This window comes from Polynucleobacter sp. AP-Nino-20-G2 (assembly GCF_018688235.1).
In the GTDB taxonomy this organism is placed as follows: Bacteria; Pseudomonadota; Gammaproteobacteria; order Burkholderiales; family Burkholderiaceae; genus Polynucleobacter.
The window spans coordinates 1,417,927-1,438,639 of record NZ_CP061313.1 but is presented as its reverse complement, the minus strand read 5'-3'; the positions used below and the strand labels follow the sequence as shown (position 1 = coordinate 1,438,639).

The window sequence follows — 20,713 nt, the reverse complement described above, 5'->3', positions numbered from 1 at the left end:
ATGTGCAAATAATTCATTACCGCTAATAGAGAACAATATTCAAGGCAGATATGGCAAATATTTTTGAGCAAGGTTTAGAGCGCAATTCAGCAAATTTCACGCCAATTACTCCATTGCTATTTTTAGAGAGATCCGCCGAAGTCTATCCAGATCGCTTGGCAATTATTCACGGTAAGTTGCGCCAGACTTGGGGTCAGACCTATGAACGTTGTCGCCGGTTGGCAAGCGCTTTACAAAAGCATGGCATTGGTCTCGGTGACACAGTTGCAGTGATGTTGCCGAACACGCCACCAATGGTAGAGGCCCACTTCGGCATTCCTATGGCGGGTGCCGTACTCAATGCTTTGAACACGCGCCTTGATGCTGAATCAATTGCCTTTATGTTAAATCATGGAGAGGCGAAGGTTGTCATCGTGGATCCAGAATTTTCTGGGGTGATGAAAAAAGCGCTCGAGATTGCAAAGAAGGAAAGTGGGCGCGAGTTCTTGGTGATCGATGTTGAGGAAAAAGAGTTTGATGTTCCCGGCGAGAAGTTGGGTTCACTTGCCTATGAAAAACTCTTGGCCGAAGGCGATTCTCAATTTGCGCTGAAGGTTCCAGAAGATGAATGGCAAGCAATTTGCTTGAACTACACCTCTGGTACTACTGGCAATCCAAAAGGGGTGGTGTATCACCACCGTGGCGCTGCGATTAACGCGGTCTCGAATATCTTGGATTGGGATATTAACAAGCACCCTGTATACCTATGGACGCTCCCGATGTTCCATTGCAATGGCTGGTGTTTTCCATGGACGGTAGCCGCGCGAGCTGGCATTAATGTCTGTTTGCGTAGGGTTGATGCCCAGCATATTTTTGCCGCTATTAAAGATCATGGCGTGACACATTACTGTGCGGCACCGATTGTGCACAACCTACTAGTCAATGCTCCGGATGAATTAAAAGAAGGCGTTCCTGCTGGCGTCAAAGGCTTAATTGCAGGAGCGGCGCCCCCAGCATCGATCATCGAGGGAATGGAAAAGTTAGGCTTTGACTTGACTCATGTGTATGGCTTGACAGAGGTCTATGGACCTGCCGCAGTGTGCGTGAAGCAAGATGATTGGAATGAGGTCGATATTGGCGAAAGAGCTCGACTCAATGCACGCCAGGGTGTGCGTTATCACATGCAACAGGCTATTACCGTGCTCAATCCTGAAACGATGGAGCCAGTCCCAGCCGATGGTGAAACCATGGGTGAAATTATGTTCAAGGGCAATATCGCAATGAAGGGCTATCTCAAAAATGAGGCAGCTACAAAAGAAGCGTTTGAGGGCGGCTGGTTTCATACGGGCGACTTAGCCGTAATGAACCCGGATGGTTATGTGAAGATGAAGGATCGCAGCAAAGACATCATTATTTCTGGCGGTGAAAATATCTCTTCCGTGGAGGTTGAAGATGTGCTCTATCGCCATCCTGCCGTGATTGCCGCCGCAGTAGTGGCTAAGCCAGATTCAAAGTGGGGTGAAACTCCTTGCGCCTTCCTCGAGATTAAGCCGGGTGTTGAGGTCACGGTGGCCGATATCGTTGCGCACTGTAAGCAGCACTTAGCAGGATTTAAGGTGCCCAGAGCGGTGGTATTTGGGGAGCTTCCTAAGACCTCTACCGGCAAGATTCAGAAGTTTGAATTGCGTAAGCAGGCGGGTTCGGCAACCGCCATCGATGTTTAGCCTGAAGCTGTGCAGGGCGGATAAAATAAAATAGTTACCTAAAAATTAGAGAATCGATAATGAAGATCTTAGTAGCGGCAAAACGCGTTGTGGACTACAACGTCAAAATTCGTGTCAAGTCCGATAACTCGGGTGTAGATTTAGCAAACGTCAAAATGAGCATGAACCCTTTTGATGAGATTGCTGTTGAAGAGGCTGTTCGACTAAAAGAGGCTGGCGTTGCTACTGAAGTAGTGGTTGTTTCTGCTGGCCCAACACAGTGCCAAGAAACCTTGCGCACGGCTTTAGCGATTGGTGCTGATCGTGCTATTTTGGTGGAGACCGATGCGGAGTTGCAGCCATTAGCGGTTGCCAAGATTCTCAAAGCCCTTTCCGAGAAAGAGCAAGCACAAATCATTATTCTGGGTAAGCAAGCAATTGACGATGATAGCAATCAAACTGGCCAGATGTTGGCGAGCTTAATGGATATTCCCCAAGCAACTTTCGCCTCCAAGGTGGTAGTTGCTGATGGTAAGGCCAGCGTGACGCGTGAAGTGGATGGTGGTTTAGAAACTATTGCAATTACCTTGCCCGCTGTCATTACGACAGATTTGCGTTTGAATGAGCCACGCTACGTGACTTTGCCGAACATCATGAAGGCTAAGAAAAAGACGCTTGAGGTGATTAAGCCTGAAGAGTTGAGTGTTGATATTGCGCCACGCCTCAAAACGCTCAAAGTGGAGGAGCCTCCTAAGCGCTCTGCTGGTGTGATGGTTGCTGATGTAGCGGCTCTTGTTGATAAATTAAAAAATGAAGCGAAGGTGATCTAAATGGCCGCACTTGTTATTGCTGAGCATGACAATCAATCATTGAAGGCAGCTACTCTCAATGCAGTAGCAGCTGCGTTACTCTGCTCACCGGAGGTAGATGTTCTTGTAGCTGGAAATAATTCTGATGCTGCTGCAAGCGCCGCTGCGCAAATTGCTGGTGTGCGTAAGGTCATCCAAGTAGATTCTCCAGCCCTAGCCGACCAATTGGCCGAGCCTTTGGCTGCGCAGATCCTCTCGATCGCAGGTGGCTATAGCCATATTCTCGCTCCAGCAACTGCTAATGGTAAGAATGTATTGCCACGTGTTGCTGCTAAGTTAGATGTAGCGCAGTTATCTGACATCACTAAAGTTATTTCTGCTGATACTTTCGAGCGTCCAATCTACGCAGGTAATGCGATTGCCACTGTGCAAAGCGCCGACCCGGTCAAAGTCATTACTGTTCGCACAACTGGTTTTGATCCAGTAGCTGCTATAGGTGGCTCTGCTGCTGTAGAAAAAGCTACTGCAGCTGACTCTACTGGCAAGTCATCCTTTGTAGGCCGTGAGTTGACCAAATCAGATCGTCCGGAGCTCACTGCTGCCAAAATCATCGTATCTGGTGGTCGCGGTTTAGGTTCTGGTGAGAAGTATCAAGAGATTGTGGTGCCGTTAGCCGACAAGCTCGGTGCTGCCTTGGGTGCATCCCGTGCTGCAGTAGATGCTGGTTATGTTCCGAACGACTATCAGGTAGGCCAGACTGGCAAGATTGTTGCTCCCCAGTTGTATATCGCAGTAGGTATCTCTGGTGCGATTCAGCATTTAGCGGGTATGAAAGACTCCAAAGTAATCGTCGCAATCAACAAAGACCCAGAAGCACCAATTTTTAGTGTTGCCGATTACGGTTTAGTTGCAGATCTGAATACGGCCGTTCCAGAGCTCACGAATTTACTCGCTTAAGAAATTTAATTTGCCATCTGTCTAATCCATAGGAGTAGTTATGCCATACGTAGCCCCAGTGAAAGATATGCTGTTTGTGATGAACGAATTAGCTGGGCTATCAGATGTGGTTGCGTATCCCTCTTATGCTGAAGCAGGGGCAGATATAGATTTAGCCCCGGCGATCCTGGAAGAGTCCGCAAAATTTAACCAAGATGTTGTAGCGCCCCTCAATTGGTCGGGCGATCAAAACCCCAGCTCTTTAAAAGATGGCGTAGTCACCACTACGCCTGGGTTTAAAGAAGCATTTGAACAGTTTGCTGCGGCAGGTTGGCAAGGTGTTGTTCATCCCGCGCAGTTTGGTGGACAGGGCTTGCCCAAGTTAATTGCGACCGCTTGCTTTGAGATGGTTCACTCCGCTAGCTTGTCATTTGCTTTATGTCCTATGTTGACTGATGGAGCTATTGAGGCTTTGCTGACTGCGGCAAGTCCAGAGCTGCAGGAGCAATTTGTTCCAAACATGATTTCTGGCGAGTGGACTGGTTCCATGTGCCTCACTGAGCCTCAGGCCGGTTCAGATTTATCCATGGTGCGTGCACGTGCCGTGCCTGAAGGCAATGGCACATACAAAATTTTTGCTACCAAGATTTTTATTACCTACGGCGAACACGACATGGCAAAGAATATTGTCCATCTCGTTTTGGCGAGAACGCCTGATGCTCCTGAAGGTGTTAAAGGAATTTCATTATTTGTAGTGCCGAAATTTTTAGTCAATGCCGACGGTTCATTGGGTGAGCGCAATGATGTTCATTGCGTATCAATTGAGCATAAGCTTGGGATTAAAGCGAGTCCAACCGCGGTATTGCAGTTTGGTGATCATGGTGGTGCGATTGGTTATTTAGTTGGCGAAGAAAATCGTGGACTGGAATACATGTTTGTGATGATGAATGCCGCTCGCTTTGCTGTCGGCATGCAAGGCATTGCGGTAGCTGAGCGCGCCTATCAAAAGGCAGTTCAGTACGCAAAGGATCGTGTGCAGAGTCGCGACTTGACGGGTTCCCCTGGTCCCGTTGCGATTATTGAGCAACCGGATGTGAAGCGCATGCTCATGACCATGCGCGCTTACACTGAAGCTTCTCGTGCTTTGGCGTATTACGCTGCTGCAGCCTACGATGCTCAGCATGCCGCTCCAGACGAAGTGGCGCGAAAGGAGAGTCAGGCTATTTACGAGTTCCTAGTTCCGATCGTGAAGGGCTTCTCCACTGAAATGTCGATTGAGGTTGCTAGCTTGGGCGTTCAGGTGCATGGTGGCATGGGCTTTATTGAGGAGACTGGTGCTGCGCAGCACTACCGTGACGCCCGTATTTTGACTATCTATGAAGGCACCACGGCGATTCAGGCAAATGATTTAATTGGTAGAAAAACCGTACGTGATGGTGGAGCCATTGCCAAGTCACTGGCCGATAAGATTGCGCAGACTGAAAAAGATCTTGCCGCTAGTGGAACCGAAGATGCGAAGGCGGTACTCAAGCAATTAATAGCGGCTCGGCAAGCATTTGAATCCGCTGTTGCCTACATCGTAGCGAATGCAAAGACCGATATTAAAGCCGTATACGCAGGCAGCTGCGCATACTTACGGCTCTGTGGTTTGGTGCTGGGTGCATGGCAGATGGCGCGAGCCTTACTCGCCTCTCAAGCTTTGCGCGAGAGTGATCCAAACTTCTTTGACGCTAAGATTGCAACTGCGCGATTCTTTGCGGAAAATACATTGCCGCAAGCCCAAGCTTTGGCAACTTCAATTCTGGAAAGCGGGTATTCCACAAATGCACTCACAGCGGAGCAGTTTTAAATCTTAGTGCTGCTGTAATGCAATTTAAAAAGCTATCTGCATTACTGGGATAGCTTTTTTGCTTCCTGGAGCTGCGAAATAAAGAATTGCTCAAACGCAATGGCGAGGAATGTCATCATGAAGCCTGCACCTAAGACCAGCGAAAAAATGACAGTTAAGACTACTGGCCATCCTGACTGAGTAGATCTTTCAGGGGTTATTCCTGGGTTGAACTGCGCATCCCATTTTTCATCAGGGCGCAAACCAAACGCAATTGTTGTTAACCAGCTTGCTTCAAGCGTAATAAATCCGAAGGTAACGAGTATCCAGCCTGGAGCTGAGTGAAAGTGAGCATCTCTCAGTATGAGCCAACCAGCGATACCGCCGATGCATGCGAGTAGTTGAGTCCAGCCCCAGAAAGATTTTGGGCCTTGCAAATAAAAACAGTTCAATCCAGCGCCTGGAAAAAATAATCCCAGTGCGCAAAAAAGTAATTTGTATTTTTTCATTCTAACTTTCAGTGATGAATATGTTTAGTGTGGCAAGTTATTTTGCAGCGTTGCTACGTTGCATGAAGTTCAACACTTCACGATCGGCACCAATCATGAGTAGCTGATCGCCATTGCGCACAATGCTGCGGTAATCATTGAGATCATAAAGAAAGTCATTTTCTAATTCCATGCGGGCAGGGGAGCACGCCATCTTTGTGCTGGCGATTTGATCTAGCGTAAAGCCGCGGCTATCTTCACTGATACGAGCTGTAAAACGATTACAGCCAGTCGAGCCACTAAGACGCTCGCCGCTCGCATCAAAAATCAGTTGAATCGGGTTGCCGTTATCGCCTTGAGGGATTTGACGGGTGCGAACTTCTCCCCTAGCGTTCGGGGCCAGATTCCAGCGCACGAGCTCCCATTTGGTGTTTCGTAATTCAGCGCTGGGCGGGCTAATTTTGGCATTGCAGGGTGGAATGACATTGGCGCAGGCGGTCAGCAGGCTTAAACCCAAGCAGGAAATCGTGACAAATAGCCTTTTTGTAGAGCTTCTAGAGGGCTTAAAAGTGGCTATTTTCAGGGACATATTTTTATAAGTTATTGTTTTTTAAGGTTATTTGATCGATTACTGGCTTCCATTCTACCGTCTAAGCATTCGGTGCAAGGACTTAAATAGGTGGATCAAGTAGGGGTTTTCGTCTAGAATATGAGGTTTTCCGCTATACCGTACATTTGTTTTGTTAATTTGCTCGGTTAGTTGGAGTCCAAGATTTTGTAGTAATTTCATTGGGTTGTAATCAACCTGTTTTCATTTTAGATTTTAAGGAATAAGTATGGTCGTCATTCGACTGGCACGCGGCGGTTCAAAGAAGCGCCCTTTTTATAGCATCGTGGCTACAGACAAGCGCAATCGTCGCGACTCGAACTTTATCGAGCGTATTGGTTACTTCAATCCACAAGCAGCGTCTACAGAGCAAGCAATGCGTATTGCTCAAGATCGTTTGACTTACTGGACTGGCGTTGGTGCGCAAATTTCTCCAACAGTTGTTCGTTTGATCAAAAGCAATCCTGCAGTCTAAAGACTTCAATTCCAAAGACTTTATCTCCGCGAAAAAGTCTTTGGTAGCAGAATTGATTTGTAGTGTTATTTGGGGAGTTGAGGTGAATTCAATATGAGTACGCCTTCCCTAAGTGACTTGATTGAGCTCGGAGCAGTACAAGACGCTCAAGGCTTGCAAGGTCAGATCAAGGTTCGCCCTCATTCATCTGATCCAGTAGCCCTCTTATCCAGCAAAGAAATTTGGTTATCTCTCATTCCTCGTCGGAGTGCGGGTGTTGCTGCATCTCATGAGCAAGCGTCACTCACGCTTTACAAAGTGAAGCAAGCCAAGATGCATAGTGGCACGGTAGTGATGGCTTTGGATGGCATTACCGATCGCGACCAAGCTGAAGCTTTAAAGGGTGCGCGCATTTTGCTTGGGCGCAACGTCTTTCCAAAAACTGATAGCGATAGTTATTACTGGGTTGATTTGATTGGTTGCAAGGCGATTGATCTGCAAGGCGATGATCTTGGCGAAGTGATTGATGTCACTGACAACGGAGCCCATGGGGTTATCGCTATCGGCGATGCCCAAACCAAAATGGTGAAGCAGCTAGTTCCTTTTGTTAAGGAGGTGGTGCAAAGCGTTGATTTACCGAATCGTCTTCTTACAATCGATTGGCAGCCTGACTGGTAACTTCTTAGTCCCTACTATGCGCTTTGATGTTGTGACCTTATTCCCCGAAATGTTCTCTGCCTTAACGCAGTGGGGTATCACGGGACGAGCATGCGAGCAGGGCCTTGCTAGTGTCAATTTATGGAATCCCCGGGATTATTGTTCTGATCCCCGTAAGACTGTGGATGACCGAGCCTATGGCGGTGGTCCAGGCATGGTCATGATGATAAAGCCCCTCGAAGATACGATATCCGCCGTTAAAGAGGTGCATCACGCTCAAAATATTACTTCCGGCCCAATTTGTCTTCTGGCGCCTCAGGGTGAAACATTTTCCCAGAAGATGGCGACAGATATCCTCAGTTATCGAAATTTAACCTTTATTTGTGGTCGATATGAGGCTGTTGATCAGAGGTTTATCGATCGAAATATCGATTTACAGCTTTCTATAGGTGATTTTGTGGTTTCTGGGGGTGAATTACCGGCCATGACGATGATGGATGCGGTGATTCGCCTTATACCTGGGGCCTTGGGGGATGGCGAATCTGCGGTTCAGGATAGCTTTATCAATGGGCTTTTGGACTACCCCCACTACACTCGCCCTGAAATATATGAAAATTTATCGGTTCCGGACGTGCTTTTAGGCGGACATCACGCTAAAATAGCGGATTGGCGTCGGCAGAAGTCTTTAGAGCTGACGCTAAGGCTCAGACCTGATTTAATTAAATCAGCAAGAGCTAATGGGTTGCTAAGTAAAGAAGATGAGCAATTTCTTCGTACGCTGTGAGTGATTGCAGTGTCGAATTAAAAGTTTGTATTTTGATTTAGTGAAATGGTTTTAACTGCATCCTCTGTCTGGTCCGTTGATGAATGTCTCGGGATTAAACGCTGACAAGATGTTTAAGGATTAATAATGAATTTGATCGAAAAAATTGAGCAAGAAGAAATTGCTCGCTTAAGCGCCAACAAAACACTTCCAAGTTTTGCTCCTGGCGACACTGTAATTGTTGGTGTAAACGTAGTTGAAGGTACACGTAAGCGTACCCAGGCCTTTGAAGGCGTTGTGATTGCTAAGCGCAATCGCGGACTGAACTCTAGCTTTATCGTTCGTAAGATTTCATCTGGCGAAGGTGTAGAGCGTACATTCCAAACTTACTCTCCACTGATCGCTAGTATTGAAGTGAAACGTCGCGGTGATGTACGTCGCGCGAAGTTGTACTACTTGCGTGATCGTTCTGGTAAGTCTGCACGTATTAAAGAGAAGTTACCTGCTCGTAAGGTTGCTACTCCAACTGCTGCATAAGCATTGCTTTAATGCGAAGAAAGGCGGCCTAGGTCGCCTTTTTTATTACCCTAAAATAAGCCCATGACTCAAAAATCCAACCCTCAGGAACAGACTTTCAGTGTTGCGGTGCCCGCGGGTTTTGATGCGCAGGCAATTCCGATTGCCCAGGTTTGTATTGGTCAGTCAAGGGTGGGGGAGGAATATTTGCAGCCACTGGGAATTAAGAGCCGCTTTCAGAACCCTCCAGTTTGGCAGCCGGAAATTACTGATGAAAATCGCCATGTGATTGCTGCCGACATCATTGCTAGGCGACAGGCTGCTGGCAAAATTACCCGGGCAGCGGTCTTGATTCCATTAGTACTCAAGACTGAAGGATTGTCAGTGTTATTAACCCAACGAACTGACCATTTACATGATCATGCGGGTCAAATTAGCTTTCCAGGTGGTCGCATGGACCCTGAGGATCTGAATCCCAACGAAACCGCTCTGAGGGAGAGTGAGGAGGAGATTGGGCTACATCGAGAAGGTGTGGAGATCCTGGGTCATTTGCCGCAGTATTTAACTGTTTCGGGCTATAGTGTGACGCCAGTTGTGGGATTGGTTAAACCTCAGGCAGAATATGTCTTAGATGCTTTTGAAGTTGCGGATGTTTTTGAAGTGCCTTTACATTTTTTAATGGATCCAGCAAATCATCAAGTGCGGGTCTGGGAGAGTGATCAAGGTAGTCGTCGGTTTTATTCAATGCCCTATGAGAATCGTTTTATCTGGGGCGCCACTGCTGGAATGTTGCGTAACCTTTACCATTTATTAAAAGTATGACTTTCTTTTCTATTCTCTTCGCCCTGATTGCCGAACAATATCGTCCGGTGACTTCAACGCATTGGATTGCGCGCATTAGTGCCCGCTGGTTAGATTGGGTCGCTGGTGAGTTCGGTGGCAAGACTGAGGAAGGTGCAAGCCCAGTTGGCGCGCGTATGGCCTGTCTGGTTGCATTCATACTCCCAACATTTTTGGTATTTGTGCTCTACGTTGTATTCATGGTGACCTTTCCAATTTTAGGTTTCCTATGGAACGTATTGATCGCTTATTTATTTTTTGGTTTCCGTCAATTTAGTCATTCCTTTACCTTGGTCCATGAAGCCATTGCAAACCATGACTTGCCTGCAGCACGTCTGGCTTTGGCGGAGTGGTATGGCCCTGAACTAGACGCATCAAATCTCACTGAGACTGAGGTGATTTCCTTAGCTCTAGAGCGCGCCATCATTGGTTCACACCACCATGTATTCGGCGTGCTGTTCTGGTTCTTGATGCCAATGGGTCCTGCTGGTGTAGTCTTGTATCGCTTGGCTGATACTGCTGCTCAGCGCTGGTCTGAAAAAGGCGACTTCAATTTGAGCGAGGCAGCCCGTCATTTCTTCTATGTATTGGATTGGATCCCTGCGCGTATCACTGCGATGGGTTTTGCGATCGTCGGCAACTTCGAAGGTGCTTTGTATTCATGGCGTCACCTGACCGGGAAATGGGCTGACTCTTTATCGGCTGTGATTCTTGCTTCAGGCAGTGGCGCTCTCGGCGTTCGCTTGGGGGAGCCTATGAGCGAGCCGGATAGTGATGAGGCTTTGCGTATGGCTGAAGCTGGTGAGCCTGTGGTTTACGAGGTAGGTCTTGAGCCCAACGAGCGCACCATGCGCTCTGCCGTAGGTTTGGTGTGGCGCTTAGTTATCGCTTGGATGGCTTTATTGTTAATGCTGACCATCGCTCTTTGGCTTGGCTAATTCCTTGAATCTGCGTATCGGCTGTCTTTGAGTCGGAGCGCAATTGTCTAAATAGCGCCAGCCTTTCTGGCGCTATTTCATTTCTATCTACCGCATCGCGAATCGCGCAATCAGGCTCGGATTGGTGCGCGCAATTATGAAAGCGGCACTTGCCAAGCAAGTCATGAAACTCTCTGAAGGCATGCTCTAACTCACTCACCGACATATGCGCTAGACCAAATTCTTGGAAGCCTGGAGAGTCAATGAGGGCACCCAATTTCCCAGTCGCATCTCGACCCCATGCTTCAGGAAGCTCAAAGTAGCGGCATGCGGTAGTGGTGTGTTTGCCGGTATCGAGACGCACCGAGTACTCTTGGGTGATGGCTGCGGCATTAGGGACCCACGCATTTAGGAGGCTGGATTTGCCCATGCCGGATTGCCCAACGAACACAGAAACTTTTCCTTGAATGTCCGGGCGCAAAGCCTCTATGGATGCCTCATCAAACTTGGCTGATACTTCTGTAACGGGATAGCCCATGCGCGCATAGGGCGCAATGATTTTTCGTGCGTGTTCTAAATTATCTTTGAGATCGCATTTATTGAGCAGAATATGTAGACCAATTTGGTTGGCCTCAGCAGCAACTACCGCTCTGCCTAACAGGTCAGGAGAGAAAGCGGGTTGTGTGGCGAGCACTACTAATATTTGATCTACGTTTGAGGCGATCAATTTACTTTTGAATGCATCTGAGCGGTAGAGCAAGTTTTCTCTCGGCTCAATATGGATGATGCGCGCTTGATCTGCTGATGTCATTTCGAGCAACATCTTGTCGCCTACTGCGCCGATATGTTGTTTTGCCGGAGTACTTACCTGAATTAATTCTCCAGCAGGAGACTCATTGCCGCGCTCATCTTTAACCAAGCGCTGCGCTAAGTAATGCCTTCCATAGGAGGCGGTAAGTAGCGCGCGGAATTGTTCCATGAGGTCTTGGTGTTCTTAATTGAATCGCTTGAGGTTTGCAATCCGCAATGGAGCAGGCGGATGCGAACTATAAAAGGCGGTATATATTGGATCCGGCGTTAGGGTGGAGGCGTTGTCCTGATAGAGCTTTACCAATGCGGTAATTAAGTTAGCCGCAGAAGATTTATCTGCTGCAAAGCCATCGGCCTCATATTCATGCTTGCGAGAGGCTAGGCTAGAAAGCGGTGTAAAGAAGAAGCTAAAGACTGGCGAAACCAGCATAAACAAAGCTAGGGCTAAGCCACCGTTATAGCCGTTGGGGTTGGGCATTACGCCTAGGTCGTTATAGAACCAGGGTTGAGTGCTTACCCATCCTAATAATGCGAACATGGCAAAGCTCAAGGCAAAAGACACCAGCAAGCGCTTGCGAATATGGTTGCATTTGTAATGACCGAGTTCATGTGCAAGCACGGCTTCTACTTCGCCGGGGTTCAGTTTTTCAATCAAGGTATCGAAAAAGACAATGCGCTTCGCTTTTCCCATACCAGCAAAAAATGCATTGCCATGCGCGCTACGTTTGCTGCCGTCCATAACAAAAAGGCCTTGGCTTGCAAAGTCACATCGTTTTAGCAAGGCTTCGATTTGAGTTTTGAGTGGACCATCTTCAAGTGCCTCGAATTTATTAAAAATAGGTGCGATAAAGGTTGGGAAGATCCATTGCATTAAGAGGCTAAAGGCGGTGAGAACGCCCCAAGCCCAAAGCCACCATAGATCGCCTGCTTGAGCCATCAGACTGAGAATTGCCCAAAGAAGTGGAATGCCGATTGCACCGCCAACTCCTAAGCCCTTGAACATGTCGCTGAAGAAGAGTTTCTTATTCATGCGATTAAAGCCAAAGCGCTCCTCAAGGTGGAACTGCTTGTACCAGGAGAAGGGGAGGTCAATGATTCCGGAAATTAACGCGATAGATACGAGTAAGGCAATCTGTTGGGCAATACCTTCCCCTAGCAATTGCAGCAGGGCTATATTGAGAATCTGTAATCCACCTAAAAGGGTAAATGCGATCAAAATGACGGCGCTGACACCATTCTCTAAAATACCGAGTCGAAGTTTGGCAATCGTATAGTCGGCAGCTTTTTGATGTTTAGCCAAAGTGATTTGGGATGCGAATTCCGAGGGGACTAAATCGCGATGCTGAGCGACATGACGAATTTGGCGTTGGGATAACCAGTGGCGAAGACCGAAGCTAGCAATGAAGGCAATTAAAAAAACAATAGTGAATGTCATGAGATGATTATAGATATGAGTGAAAAAACAAGTACCCCAGCTACAAAGACGGCGCCAGCTAATGAACACCTGATTTGGGTGGATATGGAGATGTCCGGTTTAGACCCTGAAAAAGAGCGTATTTTGGAGATTGCCATCATCGTTACCGATGCACATCTCAATACGATTGCTACTGCACCTGTTTGGGTGGTTCACCAAGAAGATGCCTTGCTAGATGCTATGGACGCCTGGAATAAAGGTACCCACGGTCGATCTGGCTTAATCGACAAGGTCAAGCTATCCACTTTGAATGAGGCAGCTGTCGAGGCTGAGTGCATTGCCTTTCTAAAGAAATACATCAAGCCCGGTATTGCTCCAATGTGCGGCAATACGATTGGTCAAGACAGGCGTTTTATGGCGAAATACATGCCAAAACTCGAGGCCTTCTTTCATTATCGAAATGTCGACGTTTCTACTCTGAAAGAGCTTTGTAAGCGCTGGCATCCCGAGTTGGTGAAAGGTTTTACAAAGAAGCAGGCTCATACCGCCTTGGCTGACATTGAAGAGTCAATTGAAGAGCTGAAATACTACCGAGAGAAATTTATTGTCCCCTTGCCAGGGCAGGCTTTGGCATAAGCAAAAGATTTGTAAATAGACCCGCAACGCGGGTCTATTTATTTCTTGATTGCGCTTTTGGGTCTGAAGGCCTTGATGATGGACTCATTAGTCTCAATATAAGGACCTCCAATCAGGTCGATGCAATACGGCACGGCGGCAAAGATGCCAGGGACAATCGATTTGCCTTCGGTATCTTTTAATCCTTCCAGCGTCTCCTTGATCGATTTGGGTTGACCGGGCAGGTTGATCACTAACGCTGTATGCCCCTCGATTTCTCGTAAAACCGCGGTTTGGCGGGACAAAATAGCCGTTGGTACGAAACGCAGGCTAATTTGACGCATTTGCTCGCCAAATCCGGGCATTTCACGGGTTCCCGCATCTAGGGTGGCCTCAGGGCTCACATCTCTGCGGGATGGGCCTGTGCCGCCTGTAGTGAGGATTAAATCGCAGCCAAGTTCGTCACATAGTTCCACGATCGTTTCGGTAATCACTTCCCGTTCATCGGCTATGAGGCGCTCATGGAACACGCAGGGGGTGCTTAAAGCGCTTTGGAGCCAGGTTTGTAGGGCTGGGATTCCCTCATCGTTGTACACGCCCTTACTCGCTCTGTCTGAGACCGAGATCAGGCCAATTTTAATTTCATTGGGGGTGGATCGTTTCCAGGCTTCGGTATGCTTCATGTTTCTATTCTAGCTATTATTAGGGCATGTTTACATACTCATCAAATCAGTTTCAAGAAATCGTTGATTTCATGCTTAAAGAGGCCAAAAGAAGGGGTGCCTCTGATGCTGTAGCCGAGATTTCTGAGGGGCAGGGCCTGTCGGTAACCGTGCGTAAGGGCGAGGTCGAGACCATCGAGCAAAGTCTGGATAAGCAAGTTGGGGTAACCGTGTTTTTGGGTCATCGTCGCGGTAACGCCAGTACTAGCGATTTTTCTAAAGACTCTTTGCGCGCTACCGTGGAGGCTGCGTACCACATTGCTCAACACACGGCGGAAGATGTTTGCGCTGGGCCGGCAGAAAAAGAGCTTCTAGAAAAGCATCCGTTAGATCTAGATTTGTTTCATCCTTGGAATTTAGATTCTGCGACTGCAATCGATATTGCGCGAAGTGCTGAGGGCGCGGCATTTGCGGTGAGCAAGCAAATTCAAAATAGTGATGGCGCTTCAGTGTCGGCCCATCATGCGCATTTCATGATGGGGACTAGCCATGGATTTATGGGTGGTTACCCTTTTTCGCGCCACTATATTTCTTGCGCACCAATTGCAAGTGAAGGCGGAAAAAAGTCCCTCATGCAAAGAGATGATTGGTATTCAAGCTCGCGGATCCCTGAGGAGCTGGCTGATCCAGCCGCAATTGGTAAATATGCGGCAGAGCGCGCGCTGTCACGTCTTAAGGCGAGATCGTTAACTACGCGCCGTTGCCCAGTCATTTTTGAAGCCCCATTGGCTGCCGGTTTGTTGGGCGGTTTGGTTCAGGCGGTATCGGGTGGATCGCTGTATCGTCGCTCGAGCTTTTTATTAGATAGCTTAGGTAAGCAGGTTCTACCGAAGCATGTCAGTCTGTTTGAAAATCCTCACCTCAAATCCATGACGGGCAGTGCGCCGTTTGACGAGGAGGGTGTGAAGACCTCCGCTCGAACTGTAGTGGATAAAGGTATTTTGCAAGGTTATTTCTTATCCACGTATTCCGCGCGCAAGCTCGGCATGAAAACCACTGGCAATGCTGGCGGTTCACATCACCTCACATTACAAAGTCGCAAATCACCCAAAGGTGGATTGCCTGCACTCTTAAAGGAGATGGGCACTGGATTGTTAGTGACTGAGTTAATGGGGCAGGGCGTGAACTATGTCACTGGAGATTATTCTCGTGGCGCCTTTGGTTATTGGGTTGAGAACGGAGAGATCCAGTACCCGGTAGAGGGGATTACGATTGCCAGTAATTTACGCGATATGCTGCTGGATATTCAGATGATTGGCAGCGATTCATTGATCCGTGGCACTAAGGAAACTGGCTCTATTCTCATTGGGTCAATGACAGTTGGTGGTAAATAAAACAAAAAATATATTTTGGAGGAGAGAGTAATGCAAAGACGTTCCTTTTTAAAGAAAGCAACTTTAGGTGCAGGCGCTGCGGCATTGGCTGCCCCTGCAATTGCGCAGAGCTTGCCAACCCTGAATTGGCGCTTGGTATCTAGCTTCCCTAAATCCTTAGATACTTTATATGGCACCCCTGAGGTGTTTGCTAACGCGCTACGTAAGGCCACAGACGGTAAGTTTAATGTGAAGGTTTTCGCTGCGGGAGAGGTGGTTCCTGCTTTGCAAGTTTTGGATGCAGTTCAAAACGGCACCGTGGAATGTGGTCATACAGCCAGCTATTACTACATCGGAAAAAATAGCGCCTTCATCTTTGATACTGCCGCCCCTTTTGGTATGACAGCGCGTCAACAATCCGCATGGATGTTGCACGGTAATGGTATGAAGTTGATGCGTGAACTCTACGCCAGCTACAACATTGTGAATTTCTTGGGCGGTCAAACCGGTACTCAGATGGGTGGCTGGTTCCGCAAAGAGATTAAGTCTCCAGAGGATCTCAAGGGCTTGAAATTTCGTATAGCGGGGTTTGCTGGTCAGGTCCTATCCAAGTTAGGTGTTGTTCCGCAGCAGTTGCCAGCCGGTGAAATTTACTCCGCTCTCGAAAAAGGCACGATTGATGCCGCTGAATTTGTGGGGCCATATGACGATGAAAAACTCGGTTTGGCGAAAGTGGCCAAGAATTACTATTACCCTGCCTTCTGGGAGGGTGCTGCTGGATTATCTTTCTTAGTTAATAAGAAGCAATGGGATTCCTTGCCACCTGCATATCAGGCCGCTTGGCAAGCCGCTTGTTTTGAGGCTCACACGGATATGTGCGCTAAATACGATGCCCTGAATCCACCTGCTTTACAGCGCCTACTGCAGAGTGGAGCCGTGCTGCGTAAATTCAATACCTCGGTAATGGATGCTTGCTTCAAGGCGGCCCAAGAAACTTATGCTGAAGAGTCTGCTAAAAATCCGCAGTTCAAGAAAATCTTTGAAGATTATCGCGTCTTTAGAAATATGGAAGCGCAGTGGTTTGGCGTGGCAGAGCAAGCGTTCGCGCAATACAGTTTTGCTAAGAAGCTTTGATCTGGCGATTGAGGTGGGTGTGAAATAAGAGCTCCGAGGAGCTCTTATTTATTTGCGCTCTAACGTAACAAAGTCAAACTGGATGTCGCCCTCAGCAGCCGGCGTGCGTTCTACTTCTTTCCACTCGGATGCATTCGGAACTTCAAAGAAAGTATCGCCACCATCTACATCGATATCGATTTCAGTAATGTAGAGACGATCAGCCTTAGGAAAGGCTTGGGTAAAGAGTTGTTCGCCACCAATGACAAACACGCGTGGGAATTCTTGTAGGCTGCTTAATGCCGCTTCAAGAGAATTCACCACTTCAGCACCTGCAAGTTGCAAGTCAGCATTACGGCTAACCACAATATTACGACGGCCTGGAAGAGGGCGGCCAATCGATTCCCAAGTCTTGCGCCCCATGATGACTGGGTGACCCATGGTTACTTTTTTGAAGAACTGCAAATCTGCAGAAATCTTCCATGGCATTTGATTGTCGCGTCCAATCACGTGGTTGCGTGAGCGCGCAACAATCATAGAGATGGCGGGGTGGCTAACTACGTGAGTCATGGATATTTTTTCTTAAACGGCTACGGGAGCTTTAATGGCTGGGTGGGATTCATAACCAGCAATTTCAAAATCTTCGAATTCATAATCGAAGATGGAGTCTGGTTTGCGCAGGATATTGAGTTTAGGTAATGGGTAGAAATCCCTTGATAACTGAAGATCTACCTGCTCTAGGTGGTTGCTGTACAAATGACAGTCGCCGCCTGTCCAGACAAAGTCGCCCACTTCCAAGTTGCATTGCTGCGCCATCATGTGGGTGAGTAATGCGTAGCTTGCGATATTGAATGGCACGCCCAAGAAAATATCGGCACTACGTTGATAGAGCTGGCAAGACAGTTTGCCGTCAGCCACATAGAACTGAAAGAATGCATGGCAAGGCGCTAAGGCCATGCGGGGAATGTCTGCCACATTCCATGCGGAAACGATAATGCGACGTGAATCTGGATTCTTTTTAAGAGTTTCTACCACTTCAGCGATTTGATCGATATGCTGACCATTGGGAGCGGGCCAAGAGCGCCATTGGTAGCCATAGATGGGGCCAAGATCGCCATCCGGAGCTGCCCATTCATTCCAGATAGATACGCCACGCTCTTTAAGCCAGTTGTTATCTGTGCTGCCCTTAAGGAACCAGAGTAATTCTAGGATGATGGACTTCAGATGCAGTTTCTTAGTGGTCACCATTGGGAAACCTTCTGCCAAATTAAAGCGCATTTGGTGACCAAAGATGGAGATAGTTCCGGTACCAGTTCTATCGGATTTTTGGACGCCCTTTTCGAGGACTTCCTTCATAAGGTTGTGATATTGACGCATACGTTTATTCAGTCAAATAATTCAGTGATGTAGAGAGCTTACTCGAATCTGGGGGAGTCCACTCCAAGCGCTTTATGAAGCTTTGGTGAGGTGGTGGTGTACTGGAGCTGAATCTGCTTTTCTGGGGCTAAATAAGCGGCTGCAGCAAAGGCTGCAAGGGCTGCCTCATGAAAGCCTGACAAAATCAGTTTTTTCTTCCCGGGATAGATATTGATATCACCAACGGCATAGATGCCAGGGGTGTTGGTCTGAAAAGTCGCTGTGTCGACAGTCAATTGCTTGCGATCAATGTTCAGGCCCCAATCAGCGATCGGACCCAATTTTGGGGAGAGTCCGTAAAAGAGTAGGAGGGCATCAAGTGCAATCCGGCGAACCTCACCGTCAATGCCGGTCACTAGAACTTCAGTCAATTTTCCATTGGTAGATTCAAGGTTGGTAATTTGACCAATCTCCAATGTCATTTCATGGGCTTCACATAGAGCCCGCATTTTGGCGACAGATTGAGGCGCCGCTTTAAAGTCATCTCGACGATGAATGAGGGTGATGGCCGAAGCCTTGCCAACTAGGTGGAGCGCCCAATCCAGGGCAGAGTCTCCACCACCGCAGATCACAATCCGTTTGCCCGTAAATTGATCAGGATCTTTAACACGGTAGAAGACTTGTTGATTCACAAAGCTTTCAATGCCATCTAGATTGAGTGTGCGAGGCTGAAATGCGCCAACGCCAGCAGCGATGAAAATCGTTTTGCAGAGAAATTGTTGATCTTGCGATGTTTTCAGCAAGAAGCGCCCATCTACTTGCTTCTCTAATGAGGTGACTTCTTGGTTCAAATGAAATTGGGGCGCGAACGGTTTGATTTGCGTCAGCAGATTGTTGATTAGCTCTCGGCCGGTACAAACTGGAATCGCTGGAATATCGTAGATGGGTTTGTCTGGATAAAGCTCAATACATTGACCGCCTACTTCGGGCAGGGAGTCAATCACATGGGCTTTGATTTCCAGAAGTCCAAGTTCAAAGACTTGGAAGAGCCCCACTGGACCGGCGCCAATAATGACTGCATCGGTTTCAATGGGGTGATGCAATTTACTTGACCAGTTGATCGAGTTTGTTCTTAACGTCTTTCCACTCTTCCGCTTCTGGCAATGCAGCTTTCGATTTGGTAATCGACGTCCATGCAGGAGAGAGCTCTGCATTTAATTTAATGAAGGCCTGTTGATCTCCTGGCACATCATCTTCCGCATAGATCGCATTGACTGGGCACTCGGGAACGCACACTGCGCAATCAATGCATTCATCTGGATCGATCACCAAGAAATTAGGGCCTTCACGAAAACAATCGACAGGGCAGACATCTACACAGTCAGTATATTTGCAGCGAATGCAGGCTTCAGTAACAACGTAAGTCATGATGATTTAAATGTAAGGCGCCCAAATCAATGGACGACCAAGTTATAAAACCTCGATTTTAGCCGAATCAGCCTATTTTTCAGGCAAAAGGGTCAATTTACTTGTTGTAAAGTCACGCTATGAACACTCAAGCCAATACCCCTCAAACCACCCGTAAACCAAAGATTCTGGTCGCTAGAGCCATATTTCCTGAGGCATTAGCCAAATTGGAAGAATCTTTCGAAGTCCGATCCAATCAATCCGACCAGGTTTTGAGCCCTCAGGAGCTACAAAAGGCTCTATCTGAGGTTGAGGGTGCGCTCGTGGCGGGTAGTGAGCGAATTGATGCCGCGGCCTTATCTCAAGCCAAAAGCTTAAAGGTGGTTTCCAATATTTCTGTTGGATACAACAATTTTGATGTTCCTGCGATGACTGTTGCTGGCGTCATGGCAACAAATACCCCTGATGTCTTGACGGACACTACGGCAGATTTTGGTTTTGCATTATTGATGGCAACCGCTAGACGCATTACTGAATCTGAGCATTGGGTGAGAGCTGGAAAATGGGGCCAATGGTCAATTGTGAATAATCCACTCGGGATGGATCTGCATCACAGTACTATTGGCATTATTGGTATGGGCCGCATTGGTCAAGGAATTGCTAAACGCGCCTTAGGTTTTGGTATGAAGGTGATTTATCACAACCGCAGCCGTTTATCTCCAGAAGATGAGAAGGCTTGTGGCGCCGCTTATGTCGCAAAAGAAGAGTTGCTGCGTACAGCAGATCACATCGTATTGGTTTTACCTTACACGGCTCAAAACCATCACACCATCGGCGCTCAAGAAATTGCGCTCATGAAACCCACTGCAACTTTGATTAATATTGCGCGCGGTGGCATTGTCGATGATGCGGCTTTAGCCCAAGCACTGCAAGCTGGAAAGATATTTGCCGCGGGATTGGATGTGTTTGAGGGTGAGCCAGCGGTCCATCCCGAGTTACTCAAGTGCAGCAATATTGTTATCGCTCCGCACATTGCAAGCGCTACAGAAAAGACGCGCAGAGCAATGGTGGATCTTGCTATTGAAAATTTGCGAGCAGCGCTTGATGGTAAGAAGCCGCCAAGCTTGATTAATGCTGAAGTATTTAAGGCTGACTAGATAATTAGTCAGCCTCGATTTCTTCTGGAAGCTCGCGGAGCGCAAGCTCGATGCCACCAAATTTACCCGCCACCCAGTTGTAAACTTTGCAAGCAATCCACAGCAAAGCAAAGCCGAGTAAAGCATTCAGAATAAGCGCTGACAGCACGGTAAATCCAGGAATTGCGCCGTCGCGAATGAAAGCAACAAATAAAGCGAGCAACACAATCGGAACGGAGAAGCAGAGGTAAACCAAAACCAGAGTTTTGGCGGTATGCATTGGGTCAACGAAGGCGATTTCTTTTTTAGTAAGTTTCATGAGAGCCAATC

24 protein-coding genes are annotated in these 20,713 nt (G+C 47.8%); 14 read left to right on the top strand and 10 right to left on the bottom strand.

Annotated features, from left to right (window positions below):
• Window positions 1–50: 50 nt before the first annotated feature.
• From FD960_RS07460 to FD960_RS07445, 4 genes are read left to right on the top strand one after another with little or no spacing between them, the layout of a single operon-like run.
• Window positions 51–1,703 carry an acyl-CoA synthetase gene (locus tag FD960_RS07460; protein WP_215298323.1) on the top strand — a complete coding sequence of 551 codons (1,653 nt, stop codon included), beginning with the start codon at window positions 51–53 and terminating at the stop codon, window positions 1,701–1,703.
• Between the two features lie 59 nt (window positions 1,704–1,762).
• Window positions 1,763–2,512 carry an electron transfer flavoprotein subunit beta/FixA family protein gene (locus FD960_RS07455; protein WP_215298321.1) on the top strand — a complete coding sequence of 250 codons (750 nt, stop codon included), beginning with the start codon at window positions 1,763–1,765 and terminating at the stop codon, window positions 2,510–2,512.
• Window positions 2,513–3,448, top strand: coding sequence for an electron transfer flavoprotein subunit alpha/FixB family protein (locus FD960_RS07450; protein ID WP_215298319.1), 936 nt, complete (start codon window positions 2,513–2,515; stop codon window positions 3,446–3,448).
• A 40-nt stretch (window positions 3,449–3,488) separates the two neighbouring features.
• A complete protein-coding gene (locus FD960_RS07445; RefSeq protein ID WP_215298317.1) occupies window positions 3,489–5,276 on the top strand; it encodes an acyl-CoA dehydrogenase in 1,788 nt (595 codons plus the stop codon).
• Between the two features lie 41 nt (window positions 5,277–5,317).
• On the opposite strand, the gene FD960_RS07440 is transcribed toward FD960_RS07445, so the two are convergent.
• Window positions 5,318–5,764 (bottom strand): hypothetical protein, encoded by a 447-nt coding sequence (locus FD960_RS07440; protein ID WP_215298315.1) that lies wholly within the window; start codon window positions 5,762–5,764, stop codon window positions 5,318–5,320.
• A gap of 37 nt (window positions 5,765–5,801) precedes the next feature.
• Window positions 5,802–6,332, bottom strand: coding sequence for an META domain-containing protein (locus FD960_RS07435; protein WP_215298313.1), 531 nt, complete (start codon window positions 6,330–6,332; stop codon window positions 5,802–5,804).
• A gap of 247 nt (window positions 6,333–6,579) precedes the next feature.
• On the opposite strand from FD960_RS07435, the gene rpsP reads away from it, so the two are divergent.
• The 6 genes from rpsP (at window position 6,580) to FD960_RS07405 (ending at window position 10,518) form a co-directional block, all read left to right on the top strand.
• Complete coding sequence (gene rpsP / locus FD960_RS07430) at window positions 6,580–6,825, top strand: 30S ribosomal protein S16 (RefSeq protein WP_215298312.1); 246 nt, start codon at window positions 6,580–6,582, stop codon at window positions 6,823–6,825.
• 93 nt (window positions 6,826–6,918) lie between these two features.
• Window positions 6,919–7,482, top strand: a complete 564-nt coding sequence (gene rimM, locus FD960_RS07425; RefSeq protein ID WP_215298311.1) for a ribosome maturation factor RimM — start codon at window positions 6,919–6,921, stop codon at window positions 7,480–7,482.
• 16 nt (window positions 7,483–7,498) lie between these two features.
• Window positions 7,499–8,245, top strand: coding sequence for a tRNA (guanosine(37)-N1)-methyltransferase TrmD (trmD, locus tag FD960_RS07420; RefSeq protein ID WP_215298310.1), 747 nt, complete (start codon window positions 7,499–7,501; stop codon window positions 8,243–8,245).
• A 126-nt stretch (window positions 8,246–8,371) separates the two neighbouring features.
• On the top strand, window positions 8,372–8,761 hold the full coding sequence (rplS, locus tag FD960_RS07415; protein WP_215298309.1) for a 50S ribosomal protein L19: 390 nt from the start codon (window positions 8,372–8,374) through the stop codon (window positions 8,759–8,761).
• A gap of 63 nt (window positions 8,762–8,824) precedes the next feature.
• Window positions 8,825–9,562 carry a CoA pyrophosphatase gene (locus FD960_RS07410; RefSeq protein WP_215298308.1) on the top strand — a complete coding sequence of 246 codons (738 nt, stop codon included), beginning with the start codon at window positions 8,825–8,827 and terminating at the stop codon, window positions 9,560–9,562.
• Window positions 9,559–10,518: a CobD/CbiB family protein gene (locus FD960_RS07405; RefSeq protein ID WP_215298307.1), complete on the top strand. Its 960-nt coding sequence runs from the start codon at window positions 9,559–9,561 to the stop codon at window positions 10,516–10,518. The genes FD960_RS07410 and FD960_RS07405 overlap by 4 nt, the downstream gene beginning before the upstream one ends.
• Here FD960_RS07405 and rsgA read toward each other — a convergent pair.
• Together rsgA and FD960_RS07395 are read right to left on the bottom strand one after the other, a co-directional pair.
• Window positions 10,463–11,476 carry a ribosome small subunit-dependent GTPase A gene (gene rsgA / locus FD960_RS07400; protein WP_215298306.1) on the bottom strand — a complete coding sequence of 338 codons (1,014 nt, stop codon included), beginning with the start codon at window positions 11,474–11,476 and terminating at the stop codon, window positions 10,463–10,465. The two genes, FD960_RS07405 and rsgA, sit on opposite strands and share 56 nt — an antisense overlap.
• Before the next feature lie 15 nt (window positions 11,477–11,491).
• Window positions 11,492–12,742, bottom strand: coding sequence for a M48 family metallopeptidase (locus FD960_RS07395; RefSeq protein WP_215298305.1), 1,251 nt, complete (start codon window positions 12,740–12,742; stop codon window positions 11,492–11,494).
• Window positions 12,743–12,757: 15 nt separating this feature from the next.
• Between FD960_RS07395 and orn the strand changes: the two genes are divergently transcribed.
• Window positions 12,758–13,357, top strand: coding sequence for an oligoribonuclease (gene orn / locus FD960_RS07390; RefSeq protein ID WP_215298303.1), 600 nt, complete (start codon window positions 12,758–12,760; stop codon window positions 13,355–13,357).
• Window positions 13,358–13,395: 38 nt separating this feature from the next.
• Here orn and mog read toward each other — a convergent pair whose 3' ends face one another.
• On the bottom strand, window positions 13,396–14,019 hold the full coding sequence (gene mog, locus FD960_RS07385; RefSeq protein WP_215298301.1) for a molybdopterin adenylyltransferase: 624 nt from the start codon (window positions 14,017–14,019) through the stop codon (window positions 13,396–13,398).
• Between the two features lie 26 nt (window positions 14,020–14,045).
• Between mog and pmbA the strand changes: the two genes are divergently transcribed.
• Together pmbA and FD960_RS07375 are read left to right on the top strand one after the other, a co-directional pair.
• Entirely contained in the window at window positions 14,046–15,392 is a 1,347-nt protein-coding gene (gene pmbA, locus FD960_RS07380; protein WP_215298299.1) for a metalloprotease PmbA, read from the top strand.
• Between the two features lie 30 nt (window positions 15,393–15,422).
• Window positions 15,423–16,505 (top strand): TRAP transporter substrate-binding protein, encoded by a 1,083-nt coding sequence (locus tag FD960_RS07375; protein WP_215298297.1) that lies wholly within the window; start codon window positions 15,423–15,425, stop codon window positions 16,503–16,505.
• Between the two features lie 48 nt (window positions 16,506–16,553).
• Here the strand turns inward: FD960_RS07375 and FD960_RS07370 are convergent, their stop codons facing one another.
• The 4 genes from FD960_RS07370 to fdxA are packed head-to-tail and all read right to left on the bottom strand — an operon-like array spanning window position 16,554 to window position 19,268.
• Complete coding sequence (locus FD960_RS07370; protein WP_215298296.1) at window positions 16,554–17,054, bottom strand: dihydrofolate reductase; 501 nt, start codon at window positions 17,052–17,054, stop codon at window positions 16,554–16,556.
• A 12-nt stretch (window positions 17,055–17,066) separates the two neighbouring features.
• Window positions 17,067–17,861 carry a thymidylate synthase gene (locus FD960_RS07365; RefSeq protein WP_215298294.1) on the bottom strand — a complete coding sequence of 265 codons (795 nt, stop codon included), beginning with the start codon at window positions 17,859–17,861 and terminating at the stop codon, window positions 17,067–17,069.
• Between the two features lie 38 nt (window positions 17,862–17,899).
• Window positions 17,900–18,943: an NAD(P)/FAD-dependent oxidoreductase gene (locus FD960_RS07360; protein ID WP_251369769.1), complete on the bottom strand. Its 1,044-nt coding sequence runs from the start codon at window positions 18,941–18,943 to the stop codon at window positions 17,900–17,902.
• Between the two features lies 1 nt (window position 18,944).
• Window positions 18,945–19,268: a ferredoxin FdxA gene (fdxA, locus tag FD960_RS07355; protein WP_215298290.1), complete on the bottom strand. Its 324-nt coding sequence runs from the start codon at window positions 19,266–19,268 to the stop codon at window positions 18,945–18,947.
• Between the two features lie 119 nt (window positions 19,269–19,387).
• Between fdxA and FD960_RS07350 the strand changes: the two genes are divergently transcribed.
• On the top strand, window positions 19,388–20,404 hold the full coding sequence (locus FD960_RS07350; protein ID WP_215298284.1) for a D-glycerate dehydrogenase: 1,017 nt from the start codon (window positions 19,388–19,390) through the stop codon (window positions 20,402–20,404).
• Between the two features lie 4 nt (window positions 20,405–20,408).
• Here FD960_RS07350 and FD960_RS07345 read toward each other — a convergent pair whose 3' ends face one another.
• Window positions 20,409–20,702, bottom strand: a complete 294-nt coding sequence (locus FD960_RS07345) for a hypothetical protein (protein ID WP_015421612.1) — start codon at window positions 20,700–20,702, stop codon at window positions 20,409–20,411.
• Window positions 20,703–20,713 lie beyond the last annotated feature (11 nt).

Excerpts from the sequence above, each read along its gene's own strand:
- rsgA (WP_215298306.1), bottom strand. The coding sequence starts at position 11,476 with ATGGAACAATTCCGCGCGCTACTTACCGCCTCCTATGGAAGGCATTAC.
- FD960_RS07445 (WP_215298317.1), top strand. The coding sequence starts at position 3,489 with ATGCCATACGTAGCCCCAGTGAAAGATATGCTGTTTGTGATGAACGAA.
- FD960_RS07450 (WP_215298319.1), top strand. The coding sequence starts at position 2,513 with ATGGCCGCACTTGTTATTGCTGAGCATGACAATCAATCATTGAAGGCA.
- fdxA (WP_215298290.1), bottom strand. The coding sequence starts at position 19,268 with ATGACTTACGTTGTTACTGAAGCCTGCATTCGCTGCAAATATACTGAC.
- FD960_RS07410 (WP_215298308.1), top strand. The coding sequence starts at position 8,825 with ATGACTCAAAAATCCAACCCTCAGGAACAGACTTTCAGTGTTGCGGTG.
- FD960_RS07435 (WP_215298313.1), bottom strand. The coding sequence starts at position 6,332 with ATGTCCCTGAAAATAGCCACTTTTAAGCCCTCTAGAAGCTCTACAAAA.
- rplS (WP_215298309.1), top strand. The coding sequence starts at position 8,372 with ATGAATTTGATCGAAAAAATTGAGCAAGAAGAAATTGCTCGCTTAAGC.
- FD960_RS07365 (WP_215298294.1), bottom strand. The coding sequence starts at position 17,861 with ATGCGTCAATATCACAACCTTATGAAGGAAGTCCTCGAAAAGGGCGTC.
- rimM (WP_215298311.1), top strand. The coding sequence starts at position 6,919 with ATGAGTACGCCTTCCCTAAGTGACTTGATTGAGCTCGGAGCAGTACAA.
- FD960_RS07350 (WP_215298284.1), top strand. The coding sequence starts at position 19,388 with ATGAACACTCAAGCCAATACCCCTCAAACCACCCGTAAACCAAAGATT.
- orn (WP_215298303.1), top strand. The coding sequence starts at position 12,758 with ATGAGTGAAAAAACAAGTACCCCAGCTACAAAGACGGCGCCAGCTAAT.
- rpsP (WP_215298312.1), top strand. The coding sequence starts at position 6,580 with ATGGTCGTCATTCGACTGGCACGCGGCGGTTCAAAGAAGCGCCCTTTT.
- FD960_RS07395 (WP_215298305.1), bottom strand. The coding sequence starts at position 12,742 with ATGACATTCACTATTGTTTTTTTAATTGCCTTCATTGCTAGCTTCGGT.
- pmbA (WP_215298299.1), top strand. The coding sequence starts at position 14,046 with ATGTTTACATACTCATCAAATCAGTTTCAAGAAATCGTTGATTTCATG.
- FD960_RS07405 (WP_215298307.1), top strand. The coding sequence starts at position 9,559 with ATGACTTTCTTTTCTATTCTCTTCGCCCTGATTGCCGAACAATATCGT.
- FD960_RS07370 (WP_215298296.1), bottom strand. The coding sequence starts at position 17,054 with ATGACTCACGTAGTTAGCCACCCCGCCATCTCTATGATTGTTGCGCGC.
- FD960_RS07460 (WP_215298323.1), top strand. The coding sequence starts at position 51 with ATGGCAAATATTTTTGAGCAAGGTTTAGAGCGCAATTCAGCAAATTTC.
- trmD (WP_215298310.1), top strand. The coding sequence starts at position 7,499 with ATGCGCTTTGATGTTGTGACCTTATTCCCCGAAATGTTCTCTGCCTTA.
- FD960_RS07440 (WP_215298315.1), bottom strand. The coding sequence starts at position 5,764 with ATGAAAAAATACAAATTACTTTTTTGCGCACTGGGATTATTTTTTCCA.
- FD960_RS07455 (WP_215298321.1), top strand. The coding sequence starts at position 1,763 with ATGAAGATCTTAGTAGCGGCAAAACGCGTTGTGGACTACAACGTCAAA.
- FD960_RS07345 (WP_015421612.1), bottom strand. The coding sequence starts at position 20,702 with ATGAAACTTACTAAAAAAGAAATCGCCTTCGTTGACCCAATGCATACC.
- FD960_RS07375 (WP_215298297.1), top strand. The coding sequence starts at position 15,423 with ATGCAAAGACGTTCCTTTTTAAAGAAAGCAACTTTAGGTGCAGGCGCT.
- mog (WP_215298301.1), bottom strand. The coding sequence starts at position 14,019 with ATGAAGCATACCGAAGCCTGGAAACGATCCACCCCCAATGAAATTAAA.